Consider the following 16,709-nt stretch of genomic DNA (forward strand, 5'->3'; position numbering starts at 1 on the left):
AATGGGAACATGCCCGAAGCATCCGGAACGGAGCCGCGCCTCCTCGCCCCCGCGCAGGTCGCGGAGCTCCTCAGCATCGAGGTCGATGAGGTCATCGCGCTCGTGCATGAGGGCCGCCTGCGCGGCTCTCAGATCGGCTCGCCGCCGCGCTGGCGGATCGAGCACTCCAGCCTGTCGGAGTACCTCGACGCGCAGTCCGAGGAGGCCCGCCGGATGGCTCTCTGGCGCCAGTCGAACGAGGCGAGCTTCCCCGAGATGTGGGGCACCACTCCGCTCCGTCGCGACTGACCCGACGCGCCACCCGACGCGGCCGAGCGGGTCGGCCCGGGGGCTCAGACGACGCCGGAAGCGTCTTCCAGGCGCACCCAGCCCAGTGCGGTGAACGGGATGCTGCGGAACCCGCGCACCGATCGCACGCGGCGCGCCTCGTGCGGATCGTGCACTGCGAGATCGAGATGATCCGCGCCGGCGCGGTCGATGGTGCCGTGCAGCGGGTCACCCGATCGCCGGCCCACCGTCACCGGCACGCGGCGACGGGCGAGATCGCGCAGGACGAACCCGAGGGTCATCCGACCGCGCAGGCCGCCGTCCGGCGGATCGGGCGCGAGGCTGCCCAGCAGTGTGCCGTGATCGACTGCGATCGACTCGATCGCGGTCAGCGGAGCGATCCGCAGTCGAGGATCCCCGCCGGCGCTCACGCCCACCCAGTCGGCGCCGATCGCGCGGAGCACCGCGTCCCATCTCTGTCCGCCCCCGAGCTCCAGCACCATCCGGGAGTCGTGCGCGCTCATGACCCGCAGCCGGTCGTGCAGCGTCACCTTCGAGATCCTCAGCCGCTCCGACTCGGCGTCCAGCGCGGCGCGCTCGGACTCCCACTCGGCGGCGAGCTGACCCTCGAGGTCGTCGAAGAGATGCTCCCATTCCACGTCCTCGACAGTAGGGGAGAACGCGTCGCGACGAGGCGGGTTATCCACAGGGGTGTCCGCGCAGCCTGCGATGGCGTCGGCACCGTGTGCTACTTTCGTGGGGTTCGCTACGAGGATGTGCAGCAGACCGAGCCGGGGGGATCGGGGAATGACGATGACGACGTTGAACGAGTACTTCGCTCCGCAGCCGACCTCCGCGGCCGAGCTGCCCGATCCCGTGCCTCTGCTGCGCAGCCTCACCCAGGGGGCGCTCGAGGTCCTCGCGGGTGTTCGAGAGGTCGATCAGCTCGCACGCTGGTTCAGCGAGGACGCCTTCCGCGCCCTCGTCACCCGGGCCAACCTCTCGGCGCGTGCGCGCAGCGCGCGCGATCAGACCCCGACACGACCCAGCTTCCAGATCCTCTCCATCCACGAGAGCGCGCCCGTCGACAACGTGATCGAGGCGGTCGTCGTGGTGGCGGGCCCGGGGCGGACCAGAGCCGTGGCCATCCGGCTCGAGGGGTTCGACAGCCGCTGGCGTGCCAGCTCCCTCGCGATCCTGTGACCGTCGTCCCCGGCTCCACGGCGGAATCGCGCGGCGGCCGTCCCAGTAGGCTGAATCCGTGTCAACACTCAGCGACCTCGTCCACGCCCAGGGCCTTCTGACCGACGCCGACGTCGAGTGGCTTCACCGCCTCGCTGGCGACGGCCAGCTGCTGGCGGATCTCGCCTCCGCCGACATGGTGATCTGGATCAAGACCTCCGATGGATCCTTCGTCGCCGTCACCCATTCCCGACCGAGCGGCGCCGCGACTCTGTTCTACCGCGACCTGGTCGGCGAGAAGGTGCGTCCGCAGTGGCGCACCCAGGTGCAGTCGGCCTTCGAGACGGGTGGCATCGTCGACTCCTCCTCACCCGACTGGTTCGAGGAGACCCCGACCCGGGTGCGCGCGGTGCCGATCCTTCGCCGCGAGGGCACGGACGAGGGTCGGGTCATCGGCGTCCTGACCCGGCACACGAACCTCGGCGAGGTGCGCATGCCCTCGCGGCAGCAGATCAGCTTCGACGAGTGCGCCAACGACCTGTTCGAGATGATCACCTCGGGAGAGTTCCCCGATCTGTCCGCGCCCACCGCCCCTCGGCGCGGCGCCCCGCGCGCCTCGGACGGTCTGATCCGTCTCGACGTCGACGGCATCACCACCTTCGCCAGCCCCAACGCCCTCTCCGCTTTCAACCGGATGGGCTTCGATGACGAGCTCGAGGGCGAGTCGCTCGCCGAGGTGACCACCCGGCTCGTCCCGCCGTCGCGCCAGGTCGACGAGTCGCTGCCCGTGGTCGTCACCGGTCGCGCCCCGTGGCGCACCGACATGGAGGCCCGCGGGGTGACCGTCTCGCTGCGTGCAATCCCGCTGAAGGATCACGGCACGCGCATCGGCGCGATCGTGCTCTGCCGCGACGTGTCGGAGCTGCGTCACCAGGAGCAGGAGCTCATCACCAAGGACGCGACGATCCGCGAGATCCACCATCGCGTGAAGAACAACCTGCAGACAGTCGCCTCGCTGCTGCGCATCCAGGCGCGTCGCACGCATTCCGACGAGGCGCGCGATGCTCTCACGCAGGCGATGCGCCGTGTCGAGTCCATCGCCGTCGTGCACGACACCCTCGCCAGTGGTCTGGCGCAGACCGTCGACTTCGACGAGGTGTTCGATCGAGTGCTCAAGCTGGTCGCCGAGGTGGCGGCCGCCCCGAACACGCGCGCCCGCACGCAGCTGGAGGGACGCTTCGGCGTCCTGCCGAGCGAGTACGCCACCCCGTTGGCCCTGGCGCTGACCGAAGTCGTGACCAACGCCGTCGAGCACGGCCTGGCCGGGCAGGAGGGCATCGTGCGCATCGAGGCCAGCCGCACCTCGGAGCTGCTGCGGGTGACGGTGGCGGACAGCGGGCACGGCCTGCCCGAAGGGCGCGTCGGTCAGGGACTGGGCACGCAGATCGTGCGCACGCTGATCCAGGGCGAGCTGAGCGGAAGCATCGAATGGCGCGGCGCCGAGGGTGAGGGCACCGAGGTCGTCATCGAGATTCCGATGCGCTGGATCTCGGTCTGAGATTCAGCGCCCCGACGATCGAAGCGCCGGTCACCCCGAAGGGGACCGGCGCTTCGTCGATCGTGCGGGACCGCAGGCCCGACGCTGCTCAGCCGGCGCGGCGGGCGCGAGCGGCGCGGCGCTTGAGCGCGCGACGCTCGTCTTCGGACAGTCCGCCCCAGACGCCCGAGTCCTGGCCGGACTCGAGGGCGTACTGCAGGCAGATCTCGGTGACGGTGCAGGTGGCGCACACAGCCTTCGCCTTCTCGATCTGGTCGACGGCGGGCCCGGTGTTCCCCACGGGGAAGAACAGCTCGGGGTCGACGGTCAGGCAGGCTGCTTTGTCGCGCCAGTCCATACAGGGGCTCCTCAGAGATAGGTGTTTTCGGTGTGGGGCGCCGTTCACGCGGCGCGCGGGTCGGGTGGCGGATCGGGTTCGGCTACCCTTGTGATGCGGGCTCTCGCCCGCCCCACTCCGATGTGGGAGCACATGGCTTTGACTATTGTGTTACAGAAATAAACTGAAATCAAGGTTTTTTCCACAGTTCTTGTGAGGAGCCCTCGTGCGCCCGTCCGGACCGACCATCGCCGCCGCCATCGTGCTCGCCCTCGAGGGCGTCGCCCTCGCGGTGATCTGCCTCATCGAGCTGATCGCCCTCGGTGCGGGGCAGACGGCCTCCACGGCGAGCGGCATCGCACTCATCGTGCTCACCCTGCTCGCCGCCGTGGCCCTGGGAGCATTCTCGTGGGGCACGCTGCACCGCGCCTCGTGGGCGCGCTCGGGCGGAGTGGTCTTCCAGGCGCTCGGCGTGGCCCTGGGTCTTGCCTCGCTCAGCCTCGAGCCGAAGGTGTGGCTGTTCACCGGCGCCGTCGGCGGCACCGCGCTGATCGGACTGGTGCTGCTGATCAGCGCGACCCGTCGCGACGGGGCATCCGATCCGCGGCTGCGCGGCGACGAGGGATCCGGCGACCGCGGCTGACCGTCAGGCCGCGAGGCCGAGTGCCTTGCGCAGCCGGGCGACGTGCCCGGTCGCCTTGACGTTGTACTGAGCGAGCGTGATCACGCCCTGCTCGTCGATGACGAAGGTCGAGCGGATGACGCCCTCGACGACCTTGCCGTAGTTCATCTTCTCGCCCCACACGCCGTACGTCGTGTGCACGGCGTGGTCCGGGTCGCTGAGCAGCTCGAACGAGAGCGCATCGCGCTCCTGGAACCTCTTCAACTTCGCCGGCTCATCGCGCGAGACGCCGATGACGGTGTACCCGGCGCCCTGCAGGGACGCGATGCTGTCGCGGAAGTCGCACGCCTGCGTGGTGCACCCTGGGGTCATCGCCGCCGGATAGAAGTACAGGATGACCTTCCGGCCTCGAAGATCTGCCAGCGAGACGGACCGGCCGTCCTGATCCAGCAGCGAGAAGTCGGGGGCGGGGGTTCCGGGTTCCAGGCGTGTCGTCACCCGTTCAGCCTATCCGGCGAACGTCGCCAGCAGTCGCTGCAGCGACTCGAGCCGGGCCGTGCCCGTCTCGCCCAGGGTGCCGTCGGCGGCGGCCTCGTTCAGGGCGCAGTCCTCGGCGTCGGCCAGATGCGTGCATCCGCGCGGGCAGTCCTCGGCGATCGCGGCGAGCTCGGTGTACGCGGCGAGGATGCTGGTGGGATCGACGTGCCCGAGCCCGAAAGAGCGCACACCGGGGGTGTCGATCACCCACCCGCTGCCGGCAGGTCCGGTGTAGCGCAGCGACACCGTCGACGACGAGGTGTGCCGGCCGCGCCCGGTGACCTCGTTCACATGCCCGGTCGCGCGGTGCGCGTCGGGCACCAGGGCGTTCACCAGCGTGGACTTGCCCACCCCGGAGTGCCCGACGAAGACGGTGGAGTGCCCCACCAGCGCCGCACCGATCTCATCGACCGGCATCTGCCCCCGCGCGCTGGTGAACACGGTCAGGTCGAGGCCCTCGAAACGCGCGAGGAATTCCGCGGGATCGGCGAGATCGGTCTTCGTCACGACGAGCAGCGGTCGGATGCCCGCGTCCAGAGCCGCCACGAGATAGCGATCCACCAGGCGTGCACGCGGCTCGGGATCGGCGGCGGCGACCACGATGAGCATCTGATCGGCGTTGGCGACGATGACGCGCTCGACCTGGTCGGTGTCGTCGGCGCTGCGGCGCAGCAGCGAGGTGCGCTCGACGATGCCGACGATGCGCGCCAGGGTGCCCTCGTCTCCCGTTCGGTCGCCGACGACGCGCGCGCGGTCTCCGGTGACGATCGGCGTGCGTCGCAGCTCACGCGCTCGCGCCGCGGTCAGCGTGCGCTCGTCGGGCGTGTCCTCGCCGAGCAGGACACTGTACCTGCCGCGGTCGACGCCGAGGATGCGTCCGACCTCGGCATCGTCGTGCGCCGGGCGGCGCTTGGTGCGCGGCCGGTTCGCCTTCGGGTTCGGTCGGGTGCGGATGCGGCTCTCGTCGAACTCCTCGAGCTCGTCGAGGTCGTCGTCGTCGCCGAGCCAGCTCACGCGATGGCGCCCTTCAGCATCCGCTCCCACAGCAGGGTGAACTCGGGCAGTGTCTTCGCGGTGGTGCCGATGTCGTCGATCTCGACACCCGGGACGCGCAGGCCGATCAGCGCTCCGGTGGTGGCCATGCGGTGGTCGTGGTGCGCGGGCCAGAGGCCGCCGCGCAGCGGACGCGGCGTGATCCGCAGGCCGTCGGGCAGCTCTTCGGCGTCTCCGCCCAGCGCACGCAGGTTGTTCACCAGAGCGGCGATGCGGTCGGTCTCGTGGGTGCGGATGTGCGCGACCCCGCGGATGGTGGTCGGGCCGTCCGCGAACGCGGCGAGGCCCACGATCGTGGGGGTGAGCTCGCTCGCGGCCGACAGGTCGATGTCGAGGCCGCGGATCCCCTCGCCCGAGCGCACGGTCAGCGCGCCCCCGTGGCGGCTGGTGTGCGCGCCGAGCGCGTGCAGGATCTCGGGCAGCAGCGCGCCAGGCTGGGTGGAGTGCAGCGGCCAGCCCGTGACGGTGACCTCGCCGCCGGTGACCAGAGCGGCGGCCAGGAACGGCGCGGCATTGGAGAGGTCGGGTTCGATGGCGACGTCCTTCGCCCGCGGGATGCCCGCTTCGACGAGCCATTCGCCTGTGGCGGGGCGCTCGATGCGGATGCCCCGGCGGCTGAGCGACTCGATGGTCATGTCGATGTGCGGCAGGCTCGGCAGCCGCTCCCCGGTGTGCACGAGGTGCAGCCCGACGTCGAAGCGGGGGGCTGCCAGCAGCAGCCCCGAGACGAACTGGCTCGAGCCCGAGGCGTCGATCTCGACGCGGCCGCCTCGGATGCGTCCGTGCCCGTGCACGGTGAACGGCAGCGACCACGTGCCCTCGTCGTCGACGTCGACCCCGAGATCACGCAGTCCGGTGATGAGCGCGCCCATCGGCCGGTGCAGCGCGCTCTCGTGCGCGGTGAGGTGGATCTCGTCGTCGGCGAGTCCCGCGAGGGGGGCGATGAAGCGCATCACCGTGCCGGCCTGGCCGCAATCGATCGTCACGCCGCCGCGCAGACGCGCGGGAGTGACCACGAGGTCCGGGCCGAACTCGCCGTCGGACGGCTCCTCCTCGATGCCGACGCCCAGCAGACGCAGCGCATCGACCATGCGGCGCGAGTCGTCGGAGTGCAGCGGGCGGATGAGACGCCCGGGGCCGTCGGCGATCGCGGCGATCACCAGCTCCCGGTTGGTGAGCGACTTCGAGCCGGGGATCGTCACGGACGCTCGCACAGCATGCTCGACGTCCGGCGCGAGGTAGCGGCCTCGAGCGGGGGCGGGGGAATACCGTTCAGTGCTCATCGGTTCTAAGCCTAGTGAAGGCCGCGACAGAGGAAGAGGGGGAAGACGCATGACGACGAGCGCCCTGAGCGACCGCATCGACGGCACCGATGCCGACATGCTCTCCCGCCTAGACTGGCCCGTGATGGACGAGACAGCTTCCAGCGATCCTCGACGCGATTTCGAGGAGCAGGCAATTCCCTACATGGATCAGCTCTACGCCGCCGCGATGCGCATGACGCGCAACCCGGCCGACGCCGCCGATCTCGTGCAGGAGACCTTCGTGAAGGCGTTCGGCGCCTGGTCGACGTTCTCGCAGGGCACGAACCTGAAGGCGTGGCTGTACCGCATCCTCACCAACACGTACATCAACATCTACCGCAAGCGCCAGCGCGAGCCGTTCCAGGGCACGATCGACGAGCTCGAGGACTGGCAGCTGGGTGGGGCCGAATCGACGACCGCCACGCACGGCCGCTCCGCCGAGGCGGAGGCGATCGATCGGATGCCCGCATCGGTCGTCAAGGATGCTCTGCAGGAGGTGCCCGAGGACTTCCGTCTCGCGGTGTACCTCGCCGATGTCGAGGGATTCTCGTATCAGGAGATCGCCGACATCATGAAGACCCCCATCGGCACCGTGATGAGCCGTCTGCATCGTGGCAGACGTCTGCTCCGCGAGCTGCTGGCCGACTATGCCGCTGAGCGGGGTATCCGCGCGGCCGAACCGAGGAGCAGGAAATGAGCGACTGCGGCTGCGAGAAGGCGCGCCGGGATCTGGAGGAGTACCTCCGCAACGAGGTGTGCCGCACCGGGCACACCGAGATCCGCGAGCATCTCGAGAACTGCGAGTCCTGCAAGGACGAGGCGCTGGTCGCGAAGACCCTCACCGAGGTCGTCGCCCGCGCCTGCAAGGAGACCGCGCCCGAGGAGCTGCGCGATCAGGTGATCGCGCGGCTGCGCGCGGCTCAGGCCGCTCACTGACGGCGAGCCCCGTCGACGCGGCGCCGTCGTCTCGCACGGCGGTGGCCCGAGCGCGTCCCCCTAGGCTGGACGGATGAGCGTATCGGAAGAGACCACCATCTCCGTCGACCCGGATTCGCAGCGCCGCCTGCGCGAGAACGGTCTGGAATACCGCATCGCCGACATGTCGGTCGATGCCGACGCCGAGGGCTTCCTCCGCGCGGACTCGCGCGGTTTCCTTGATGAGGACCCCACCGACGCCGAACTCGCGCAGATGCGCGAGACCATGCGGGCGCGGCGCAACATCGGCGTCTACGATCCGGCGGCCGGCAGCTGGCCGATCGCGACCGTCAACTCCTGGGTGACGCCGCTGACCCTGCCCGGCGGAGAGACCGACATGTGGGCGATCAGCTCGGTCACCGTCGCGGGCACCCACCGCCGTCGCGGTATCGCCCGCAACCTGCTCGAGGGCGAGCTGCGCTCCGCCGCCGCGGCCGGCATGGCCGTCGCCGGCCTCACCGCATCCGAGGCGACGATCTACAGCCGCTACGGATTCGGCGCCGCCGTGCCGGCCATGCGGTTCACCGTCGACACGGCGCGCGCGGGCTGGGCGGGCGGGGAGATATCGGCGGGAGCGCTCCGTTACGTGGACAAGCAGACCCTGGCCGACGACCTCGAGCGGCTGCACGAGGAGTCCCGCCCCGCCCGTTCCGGCCAGGTCGCCGGATGGCGCGGCCGATGGCAGCGCATGGCGGGACTGGCTGCCGGCGACAAGGAGGCTGCGGCCGTGCGCGGAGTGCGCTTCGCCGACGCGGACGGTGTCGTGCGCGGAGCCATGGCGTACACGCTGGCCGAGCTGCCCGGCGCATTCCGCTCCGAGATGCGCATCCGCTCGATCATCACCACATCGGATGAAGCGCTGCGCGCGATCTGGCGATTCGTCGTGCAGCACGATCTCGTCGCGAGCGCCCGCGTCGATCTGCGTCCGATCGACGACCCGCTGCCGTGGCTCGTCGCCGACCAGCGGGCGGTCAAGGCCGAGGTGCACGACCACGGCTGGCTGCGGGTGCTCGACGTCGAGGCGGCGCTGACCGCGCGCACCTACAGCGCACCGGTCGACGTGGTGATCCGCGTCGAGGACGCACTCGGGTTCGCTGCCGGCGACTGGCGCGTCACGATCGACGACGCGGGCCGCTGCGCGGTCGCCGCGTCCTCCGACGCGCCAGAGGTGACGCTCGGCGTCGTCGAGCTGTCGGCGATCTACGCCGGGGGAGTGCCGGCGACGCAGCTCGCCGCCGCCGGCCGTGTCCGCGGTGACGACGCTGCAGTGAGCGCTCTGTCGCGTGCGTTCCTCACCTCGCCGTCCGCGCTGCTCGGCATCTGGTACTGACTGGCATCATGCAAAGGCCGCCGCCCTCGTCGAGGGCGGCGGCCTTTCGTCTGTCGGCGGATGTCAGCCGACGGTGAGGGCTGTCTTGAGCAGTGCGACCTGCTCGGCGGCGTGCACCTTCGACGAGCCGGTCGCCGGAGATGCGGCGGCCGGGCGGGTCACCGCGTGGAACTGGCGGTCGCCGGGCACCTCGGCGAACTGCAGCGCCAGGAACGGCCAGGCGCCCTGGTTCTCGGGCTCGTCCTGCACCCACACCAGCTCGGCGTTGGGATACGAGTCGGTGATCGTCTTCAGCTCGTCGATCGGCGTGGGGTACAGCTGCTCGAGCCGCACCAGCGCGATCTCGGGGTTGGGGTTCTTCTCGAGCTCACTGCGCAGATCCCAGTGGATCTTGCCGGAGTGCACGAGCACGCGCCTGACCGCGGCGCGGTCGAGCCCGCGGTCGTCGTCGATCACCGGTGCGAAACGGCCCTGGGTGAAGTCCTCCACCTCGCTGGTCGCGCCGCGCAGACGCAGCATCGCCTTCGGCGTGAACACGATGAGCGGCTTGCGAGGGCGCGCGTACGCCTGACGGCGCAGCAGATGGAAGTAGGACGCCGGCGTCGACGGACGCGCCACGATCATGTTCTCCTGTGCGCAAAGCTGGAGGAAGCGCTCCATCCGCGCCGAGGAGTGATCGGGTCCCTGACCCTCGTAGCCGTGCGGCAGCAGCATGACCACGCTGGACTGCTGGCCCCACTTCTGCTCGGCGGCGGAGATGTACTCGTCGATCACCGACTGGGCGCCGTTGGCGAAGTCGCCGAACTGCGCCTCCCAGAGCACGAGCGCATCGGGGTTCTCCACCGAGTAGCCGTACTCGAAACCGAGCGCGGCGTACTCGCTGAGCAGCGAGTCGTAGACGAAGAAGCGTCCCTGGCTGTCGGAGAGGTTCGCCAGTGGCAGCCACTCCTGCCCGTTGCGGCGATCGTGCAGCACTGCGTGTCGCTGCACGAACGTGCCGCGACGCGAGTCCTGACCCGCGAGGCGCACGGGGGTCCCCTCCACCAGCAGCGACCCGAAGGCCAGCAGCTCCCCGAAGCCCCAGTCGATCCCGCCCTCGCGGCTCATCGAGACCCGCTTGTCGAGCTGCTGCTGCAGCTTGGAGTGCACGGTGAATCCGTCGGGCTTGTTCGCGTGCGCGTCGCCGATGAGGTGGATCACCTCGAGAGGCACGCCGGTCACCTCCGGCGAACCCACCTGCTCGTCGACCTGCGCGAGGTCGGGGGCGATCGGAGTCGCCCCGGTCTCTGCGGCGTGCGTCTCGGCGAAGGCGATCTCGAGGCGGTTCTGGAAGTCCGCCTTCGCCTGGTCGTACTCCTCCTCGGTGATGTCGCCGCGGCCCACGAGTCCGTCGGTGTACAGCTTGCGCACCGAGCGCTTCGCCTGGATCAGGTCGGTCATCAGCGGCTGGGTCATCGAGGGGTCGTCTCCCTCGTTGTGACCCCGGCGGCGGTAGCAGACCAGGTCGATGACGACATCGCGGTGGAAGCGCTCACGGTACTCGAACGCCAGGCGCGCGACGTGGATGACCGATTCGGGGTCGTCGCCGTTCACATGGAACACCGGCGCCTGGATGGTCTTGGCGACGTCGGTGGCGTACACCGAGGTGCGCGAGTCCGTGGGCAGGGTCGTGAAGCCGACTTGGTTGTTGACCACGATGTGCACGGTTCCGCCGGTGCGGTAGCCGCGCAGCTGCGACATCTGCAGCGTCTCGACCACGACGCCCTGACCGGCGAAGGCGGCATCGCCGTGCACGAGGATCGGCAGCCAGGCGAACGTGCCGATCGGCTTGCGGTCCTGCTTGGCGCGGACGATGCCCTCGAGCACGCCGTCGACGGTCTCGAGGTGCGACGGGTTGGCGGCGAGGTAGACCGGCAGCTCGGCGCCGTCCTCGGCGACGAAGGTGCCCTCGGTGCCGAGGTGGTACTTCACGTCCCCCGAGCCGCGCTGGTTGCCGGGGGTCAACGATCCCTCGAACTCGCGGAACACCTGCCCGTACGTCTTGCCGGCGATGTTGGTGAGCACGTTGAGCCGGCCGCGGTGCGCCATGCCGATCGCGGCGCCGTCCAGGCCCGCGTTCGCCGCACCCTGCAGCACCTCGTCGAGAAGCGGGATGAGCGACTCGCCGCCCTCGAGCGAGAAGCGCTTCTGGCCGACGAACTTGGTCTGCAGGAAGGTCTCGAAGGCCTCGGCCTCGTTGAGCTTGCGCAGCACGCGCAGCTGCTCGTCGTGGCCGGGCTTGACGTACTTGACCTCGAGCTTCTCCTGGAACCACCGGCGCTGCTCGGGGTCCTGGATGTGCATGTACTCGATGCCGAGGGTGCGGCAGTACGAGTCCCGCAGCACGCCGAGGATGTCGCGCAGCTTCATCACACGGCGACCGCCGAAGCCGCCGGTGACGAACTCGCGATCGAGGTCCCAGAACGTCAGGCCGTGGCTCTCGATCTCGAGGTCGGGGTGAGAGCGCTGCACGTACTCGAGCGGGTCGATGTCGGCCATCAGGTGCCCGCGCACCCGGTAGGAGTTGATGAGCTCCTGCACACGGGACTGCTTGTCGACGCGTTCGGCCAGGTCGACGGCGATGTCGGCGTTCCAGCGGATCGGCTGGTACGGGATCCGCAGCGAAGCGAAGATGTCCTCGTAGAAGTGACGCTCGCCGATCAGCAGCTCGTGCACCTTCTTGAGGAACTCGCCCGAGCCGGCGCCCTGGATCACCCGGTGGTCGTAGGTACTGGTGAGCGTGATCGTCTTGCCGATGCCCAGCTCGGTGAGCGTCTTGGTGCTCGAACCCTGGAACTCGGCGGGGTAGTCGAGGGCGCCGGCGCCGATGATGCAGCCCTGGCCCTTCATGAGGCGGGGCACGGAGTGCACGGTGCCGATGCCGCCCGGGTTGGTGAGCGACACGGTGGTGCCTGCGAAGTCGGCCGCCGTGAGCTTGTTGCCGCGCGCGCGGGCGATGAGGTCCTCATAGGCCGCGAGGTACTCGCCGAAGGTCATGGTGTCTGCACGCTTGATGCTCGGCACGAGCAGCGCCCTGGTGCCGTCGGGCTTGGGGATGTCGACGGCGATGCCGAGATTGACGTGCGCGGGCGCGACGACAGACGGCTTGCCGTCGATCTCCGCGTAGAACACGTTCTGGCTCGGGAACTCCTTGAGTGTGCGGATCAGCGCCCAGCCGATGAGATGGGTGAAGCTCACCTTGCCGCCGCGCGTGCGCGACATGTGGTTGTTGATGACGATGCGGTTGTCGATCATCAGCTTCGCGGGGATGGTGCGCACACTGGTCGCCGTCGGCACGCTGAGCGACTGGTCCATGTTGGCCGCAAGGGTCTTCGGCATGCCGCGCAGCGGCGTGACGGTCTCCTCCTCGGCGGGGGCCTCGTCCTTCGCCTCGCGCGTGGGCGCCTGCGCCGGGATCGGAGCCTGCTTCGCGGGCTTCGCCGTGGTGCGCGCGACCGGCTGGGCGCCGATCACCGGGATCGGGGCGGTGACCGGGTGCGCAGACTGCGCGGGCCCCGCGTCGGCCGCCGGGGCGACGGTGTCGGGCGTGTAGTGCTCGAGGATCGGCCACCACTCCTTGTCGACCGAGTTGCGGTCCTTCTTGAACTGCTCGTAGAGCTCGTCCACGAGCCAGGAGTTGGCTCCGAACCCCCCGTCGCCACCGACGCCGGTCACCTGGTTCGACACGCTCTATCGCCCTCTTTCATCGCTGAAGCTCACATGCGACCTGTCGCCCGTTGCAGCGCCCGGGTCGCACTTGCGTAACAGTCTTCAAGCCTAATGCCAAACAGCTCCCGAAATGCCTGCGGCCGCGCCGGTTTCGCGTCGCGGATCCGCCCGGACGCCGCGGTCGGGAGCGATGCGCGCCCTCAGCCGCGTTCTGTAAGATCGTGCGCACCATGGACGACCCTCCTTCTTGCAGTACCTCGCCCCACTGCCCGCACCTCGAGGTTGTCGAGGGACGCAGCTGATGGAATTCGTGCTGTTGGGCGTGGGGCTGCTGCTCATCGTGGGGACGGGGCTCTTCGTCGCCAGCGAGTTCGCTCTGGTCAATCTCGATCGTGCCGAACTCGAAGCCCGTCAGGCCCGCGGAGAATCCCGCCTCGGCCTGACGATCCGCGCACTGAAGATCACCTCGACCCACCTGTCCTCGGCGCAGCTGGGCATCACGCTGACGACCCTGCTCACCGGGTACACGATGGAGCCGGCGATATCGAGGCTGCTCGCCCCGCTGCTGGAGGCGTGGGGGACTCCGGATGCCGTGGCGGTGCCCATCTCGGTGACCGTGGCGATGCTGATCGCGACGATCCTGTCGATGATCCTGGGTGAGCTCGTGCCGAAGAACTTCGCCCTCGCCCTGCCGCTGGCCACGGCGAAGCTCGTGATCCCGTTCCAGACGGCGTTCACGGCCGTGTTCAAGCCCGCCGTCGTGCTGCTCAACGGCAGCGCGAACAGCGTGCTGCGCAGCATGGGCATCGAGCCGAAGGAGGAGCTCTCGGGTTCGCGCAGCGCCGAGGAGCTGTCGTCTCTGGTGCGGCGCTCGGCCAGCCAGGGCGTGCTCGAGAAGGACACCGCCACGCTGCTCGAGCGCAGCCTGAACTTCGCGCGACTGACCGCGGACGACATCATGACCCCGCGGCCGAGCATGCACGCGATCGCGGTGGGCGACTCCGCCGACGACGTCATCCAGCTGGCCAGGCGCACCGGTCACAGCCGCTTCCCGGTGTACGACGACGACCTCGACGACATCACCGGCGTCGTTCACGTCAAGGCCGCCGTCTCGGTGCCGCGGGAGAAGCGCGCCGAGGTGCCGGTGGGCGCTCTGAGCACCGAGCCGCTGCGTGTGCCCGAGACGGTGCATCTCGACGTGCTCGTCGCCGAGCTGCGCACCAAGGGCTACCAGATGGCGGTGGTGGTCGACGAGTACGGCGGCACCGCCGGGATCGTCACGCTCGAGGACCTCATCGAGGAGATCGTCGGCGAGGTGTCCGACGAGCACGACCGCTCGCGCGCGGGCATCGTGCGCCGGGTCGACTCGATCACCTTCCCGGGTGAGCTGCGCCCCGACGAGCTGCTCGGGCGCACCGGCATCGATGTGCCGGCGGGCGAGGTCTACGACACCGTGGCCGGGTACATGATGAGCGTCCTCGAGCGCGTTCCCGTGATCGACGACGAGGTGCGCATCGAGTCGGGCACGCTGCGGGTGGTGCGCATGGACGGACGGCGCATCGACCGCGTCCGGTACACGGCCGATCCGGTCGAGGACGCGACGGAGGTCGAGCGATGAGCGACTGGGCGGGACTGGTCTGGCTCGTCGTGTTGCTCGCGGCGAACGCCTTCTTCGTCGCCGGCGAGTTCGCCGTGATCTCGGCGCGCCGCTCGCAGGTCGAGCCGCTCGCCGAACGCGGATCCCGTGCGGCCAGGACCGCGCTGTACGCCATGGAGCACGCCACGCTCATGCTGGCCACGTCGCAGCTGGGCATCACGATCTGCTCGCTGCTGATCCTGAACGTCTCGGAACCGGCGATCCACCATCTGCTCGAGGTGCCGATGCACGCGCTCGGCTGGGACTCCGCGGTGATCAGCGTGAGCGCTTTCGTGATCACGCTCGCGCTCGTGTCGTTCCTGCACGTCGTGTTCGGCGAGATGGTCCCCAAGAACCTCGCCTTCTCGATCCCGGATCGCGCCGTGCTGCTGCTCGCGCCGCCGCTGGTGTGGGTCTCACGGGTGTTCCGGCACATCATCTGGGCGCTGAACGGCATCGCCAACGGTGTCCTGCGGCTGTTCCGCGTGGAGCCGAAGAACGAGGCGGCGTCGACGTTCACCCTCGAGGAGGTCGCGACGATCGTGGATCGATCGAGACGCGAGGGGGTGCTGACCGACTCATCGGGTGCGGTGGCGGCCGCGGTCGAGTTCACCGACAAGAAGGCCCGCGACATCGCGGTGCCGCTGGCCCAGCTCATCACCCTGCCCGAGACAGCGACGCCAGACGATGTCGAGCGCGCGGTCGCCCGCTACGGGTTCTCGCGCTACGTGATCGTCGACGACGAGCAGTCGCCCATCGGCTACGTGCACCTCAAGGACGTGCTGCGTGCCGCCGAGGGACCGGCGCCCGACGAGAAGATCTCGCTGCCGCTGCCGGCCAAGCGCATCCACCACATGCTGCCCGTGCAGGAGGACACCGACCTCGAGGACGCGCTCGCCGCGATGCGTCGTGCCGGGCGGCACCTCGCACGGGTGCGCGACCGCTCCGGCGAGACCACCGCGGTGCTCTTCCTGGAGGACATCCTCGAAGAGCTCGTCGGTGAGGTGCAGGACGCCACGCGACGCGGACACGGACGCTGAGCCGCCGCATCGGCATCGTCGACCGGGGCCGTGCGGCGGGATCGGCCCGCCGCACGGCGCCGTGACGTCAGCGCCAGCGGGCCCGCAGGTACTGCGGCTGCCACGGCACCTCGACGCCGAGCTCGTGGGCGGCGCGCAGCCCGAAGTGCGGATCGCGCAGCCATTCCCGCCCGGCGAAGATCGCGTCGGCGGCGCCGGAGGCGAGGATCTCCTCCGCCTGGGCGCCGGTGGTGATCAGACCCACCGCGGCGGTCGGCACCCCGTCGTCGCGCACGGTCCGCGCGAACGGCACCTGGTAGCCGGGGCGGTACTCGATGCGGGGGTGGGCGACGATGCCGCCGCTGGAGACGTCGACGAGGTCGGCACCGGCATCCATCGCCCAGCTACCCACCTGGGCCGCCTCCTCGGGGGTGAACCCGCCTTCGGCGTAGTCGGTGGCGGAGAGGCGCACGAAGACCGGACGGTCCTGGGCGATCGCGCGCACCTGGTCGACGATGCGCAGCAGCAGCCGCGCCCGGTTCTCGAGCGAGCCGCCGTACTCGTCGTCGCGGACGTTGGCCAGCGGGGAGAGGAACTCGTGCAGCAGGTAGCCGTGCGCGCCGTGCACCTCGAGCACGTCGAACCCGGCGCGCACCGCGCGGCGGGCGGCGTCGGCGAACGCGTCGACCACGTGCTCGATCCCGGCGGCGTCGAGGGCCGACGGCGCCGCGTACCCGTCGAACGCGATCGCCGACGGGGCGACCGTGGGCCAGCCGCCCTCGGCTGCCGGCACCGTCCCGCGCTGATCGGCCCACGGCCACCAGGTCGAGCCCATCCGTCCGGCGTGGGCAAGCTGGATGCCGATGCGCCCGCCGCGCTCGTGCACCTCGTCGACGATCTGCGCCCAGGCGCTCTGCTGCGCGTCGTTCCAGATGCCGGTGTCGCGCGGCGAGATGCGCCCCTCGGGGACGACACCGGTCGCCTCGGCCATGATCAGCCCGGCCCCGCCGGATGCGAACTGCGCCAGGTGCGTGCGGTGCCAGTCCTGCGGCACGCCGTCGATCGCGCTGTACATGCACATCGGCGAGACCCACAGCCGGTTCGGCAGGGTGAGCGAGCGGATGGTCAGGGGGGTGAAGAGCAGAGGAGTCGTAGGTGAGGTCACATCACGACGCTAACGCCAGGACGCGGTGGCGGGGCGC

16 protein-coding genes are annotated in these 16,709 nt (G+C 70.0%); 9 read left to right on the forward strand and 7 right to left on the reverse strand.

Going from position 1 to position 16,709, the window contains the following annotated elements:
- Nucleotides 1-9: 9 nt before the first annotated feature.
- On the forward strand, nt 10-288 hold the full coding sequence (locus V2S04_RS08705) for a helix-turn-helix domain-containing protein (RefSeq protein WP_340087836.1): 279 nt from the start codon (nt 10-12) through the stop codon (nt 286-288).
- A gap of 44 nt (nt 289-332) precedes the next feature.
- Here V2S04_RS08705 and V2S04_RS08710 read toward each other — a convergent pair whose 3' ends face one another.
- On the reverse strand, nt 333-926 hold the full coding sequence (locus V2S04_RS08710) for a hypothetical protein (protein ID WP_099195884.1): 594 nt from the start codon (nt 924-926) through the stop codon (nt 333-335).
- 148 nt (nt 927-1,074) lie between these two features.
- On the opposite strand from V2S04_RS08710, the gene V2S04_RS08715 reads away from it, so the two are divergent.
- Both V2S04_RS08715 and V2S04_RS08720 read left to right on the forward strand, forming a co-directional pair.
- Nucleotides 1,075-1,470 (forward strand): Rv3235 family protein, encoded by a 396-nt coding sequence (locus V2S04_RS08715; protein WP_340087832.1) that lies wholly within the window; start codon nt 1,075-1,077, stop codon nt 1,468-1,470.
- Nucleotides 1,471-1,528: 58 nt separating this feature from the next.
- A complete protein-coding gene (locus V2S04_RS08720; protein WP_413638163.1) occupies nt 1,529-3,007 on the forward strand; it encodes a sensor histidine kinase in 1,479 nt (492 codons plus the stop codon).
- Nucleotides 3,008-3,095: 88 nt separating this feature from the next.
- Here the strand turns inward: V2S04_RS08720 and V2S04_RS08725 are convergent, their stop codons facing one another.
- Entirely contained in the window at nt 3,096-3,344 is a 249-nt protein-coding gene (locus V2S04_RS08725) for a WhiB family transcriptional regulator (RefSeq protein ID WP_071641453.1), read from the reverse strand.
- Nucleotides 3,345-3,549: 205 nt separating this feature from the next.
- On the opposite strand from V2S04_RS08725, the gene V2S04_RS08730 reads away from it, so the two are divergent.
- A complete protein-coding gene (locus V2S04_RS08730; protein WP_413638164.1) occupies nt 3,550-3,966 on the forward strand; it encodes a hypothetical protein in 417 nt (138 codons plus the stop codon).
- Between the two features lie 3 nt (nt 3,967-3,969).
- Here the strand turns inward: V2S04_RS08730 and bcp are convergent, their stop codons facing one another.
- From bcp to aroA, 3 genes are read right to left on the reverse strand one after another with little or no spacing between them, the layout of a single operon-like run.
- Nucleotides 3,970-4,443, reverse strand: a complete 474-nt coding sequence (bcp, locus tag V2S04_RS08735) for a thioredoxin-dependent thiol peroxidase (RefSeq protein ID WP_413638165.1) — start codon at nt 4,441-4,443, stop codon at nt 3,970-3,972.
- A gap of 9 nt (nt 4,444-4,452) precedes the next feature.
- Entirely contained in the window at nt 4,453-5,496 is a 1,044-nt protein-coding gene (gene rsgA / locus V2S04_RS08740; protein WP_413638166.1) for a ribosome small subunit-dependent GTPase A, read from the reverse strand.
- Nucleotides 5,493-6,818: a 3-phosphoshikimate 1-carboxyvinyltransferase gene (gene aroA, locus V2S04_RS08745; protein WP_413638167.1), complete on the reverse strand. Its 1,326-nt coding sequence runs from the start codon at nt 6,816-6,818 to the stop codon at nt 5,493-5,495. Before aroA ends, rsgA begins: the two co-directional genes overlap by 4 nt.
- Nucleotides 6,819-6,915: 97 nt before the next feature.
- On the opposite strand from aroA, the gene V2S04_RS08750 reads away from it, so the two are divergent.
- From V2S04_RS08750 to V2S04_RS08760, 3 genes are all read left to right on the forward strand, one after another.
- Nucleotides 6,916-7,536, forward strand: coding sequence for a sigma-70 family RNA polymerase sigma factor (locus tag V2S04_RS08750; protein ID WP_099195561.1), 621 nt, complete (start codon nt 6,916-6,918; stop codon nt 7,534-7,536).
- Nucleotides 7,533-7,775, forward strand: a complete 243-nt coding sequence (locus V2S04_RS08755; RefSeq protein WP_099195548.1) for a zf-HC2 domain-containing protein — start codon at nt 7,533-7,535, stop codon at nt 7,773-7,775. The genes V2S04_RS08750 and V2S04_RS08755 overlap by 4 nt, the downstream gene beginning before the upstream one ends.
- A 73-nt stretch (nt 7,776-7,848) precedes the next feature.
- On the forward strand, nt 7,849-9,144 hold the full coding sequence (locus V2S04_RS08760; protein ID WP_413638168.1) for a GNAT family N-acetyltransferase: 1,296 nt from the start codon (nt 7,849-7,851) through the stop codon (nt 9,142-9,144).
- A 63-nt stretch (nt 9,145-9,207) separates the two neighbouring features.
- Here V2S04_RS08760 and V2S04_RS08765 read toward each other — a convergent pair whose 3' ends face one another.
- Entirely contained in the window at nt 9,208-12,870 is a 3,663-nt protein-coding gene (locus V2S04_RS08765) for a multifunctional oxoglutarate decarboxylase/oxoglutarate dehydrogenase thiamine pyrophosphate-binding subunit/dihydrolipoyllysine-residue succinyltransferase subunit (protein ID WP_413638169.1), read from the reverse strand.
- Between the two features lie 283 nt (nt 12,871-13,153).
- Here V2S04_RS08765 and V2S04_RS08770 point away from each other — a divergent pair, with 283 nt between their 5' ends.
- Nucleotides 13,154-14,470: a hemolysin family protein gene (locus tag V2S04_RS08770; RefSeq protein ID WP_413638170.1), complete on the forward strand. Its 1,317-nt coding sequence runs from the start codon at nt 13,154-13,156 to the stop codon at nt 14,468-14,470.
- Nucleotides 14,467-15,528, forward strand: a complete 1,062-nt coding sequence (locus V2S04_RS08775; protein ID WP_413638171.1) for a hemolysin family protein — start codon at nt 14,467-14,469, stop codon at nt 15,526-15,528. Before V2S04_RS08770 ends, V2S04_RS08775 begins: the two co-directional genes overlap by 4 nt.
- 67 nt (nt 15,529-15,595) lie before the next feature.
- On the opposite strand, the gene V2S04_RS08780 is transcribed toward V2S04_RS08775, so the two are convergent.
- A complete protein-coding gene (locus tag V2S04_RS08780; RefSeq protein ID WP_413638172.1) occupies nt 15,596-16,672 on the reverse strand; it encodes an NADH:flavin oxidoreductase/NADH oxidase in 1,077 nt (358 codons plus the stop codon).
- Nucleotides 16,673-16,709 lie beyond the last annotated feature (37 nt).

Origin of the sequence: Microbacterium sp. OR21, assembly GCF_047306785.1 — a bacterium.
Classification (GTDB): Bacteria; Actinomycetota; Actinomycetes; order Actinomycetales; family Microbacteriaceae; genus Microbacterium; species Microbacterium esteraromaticum_E.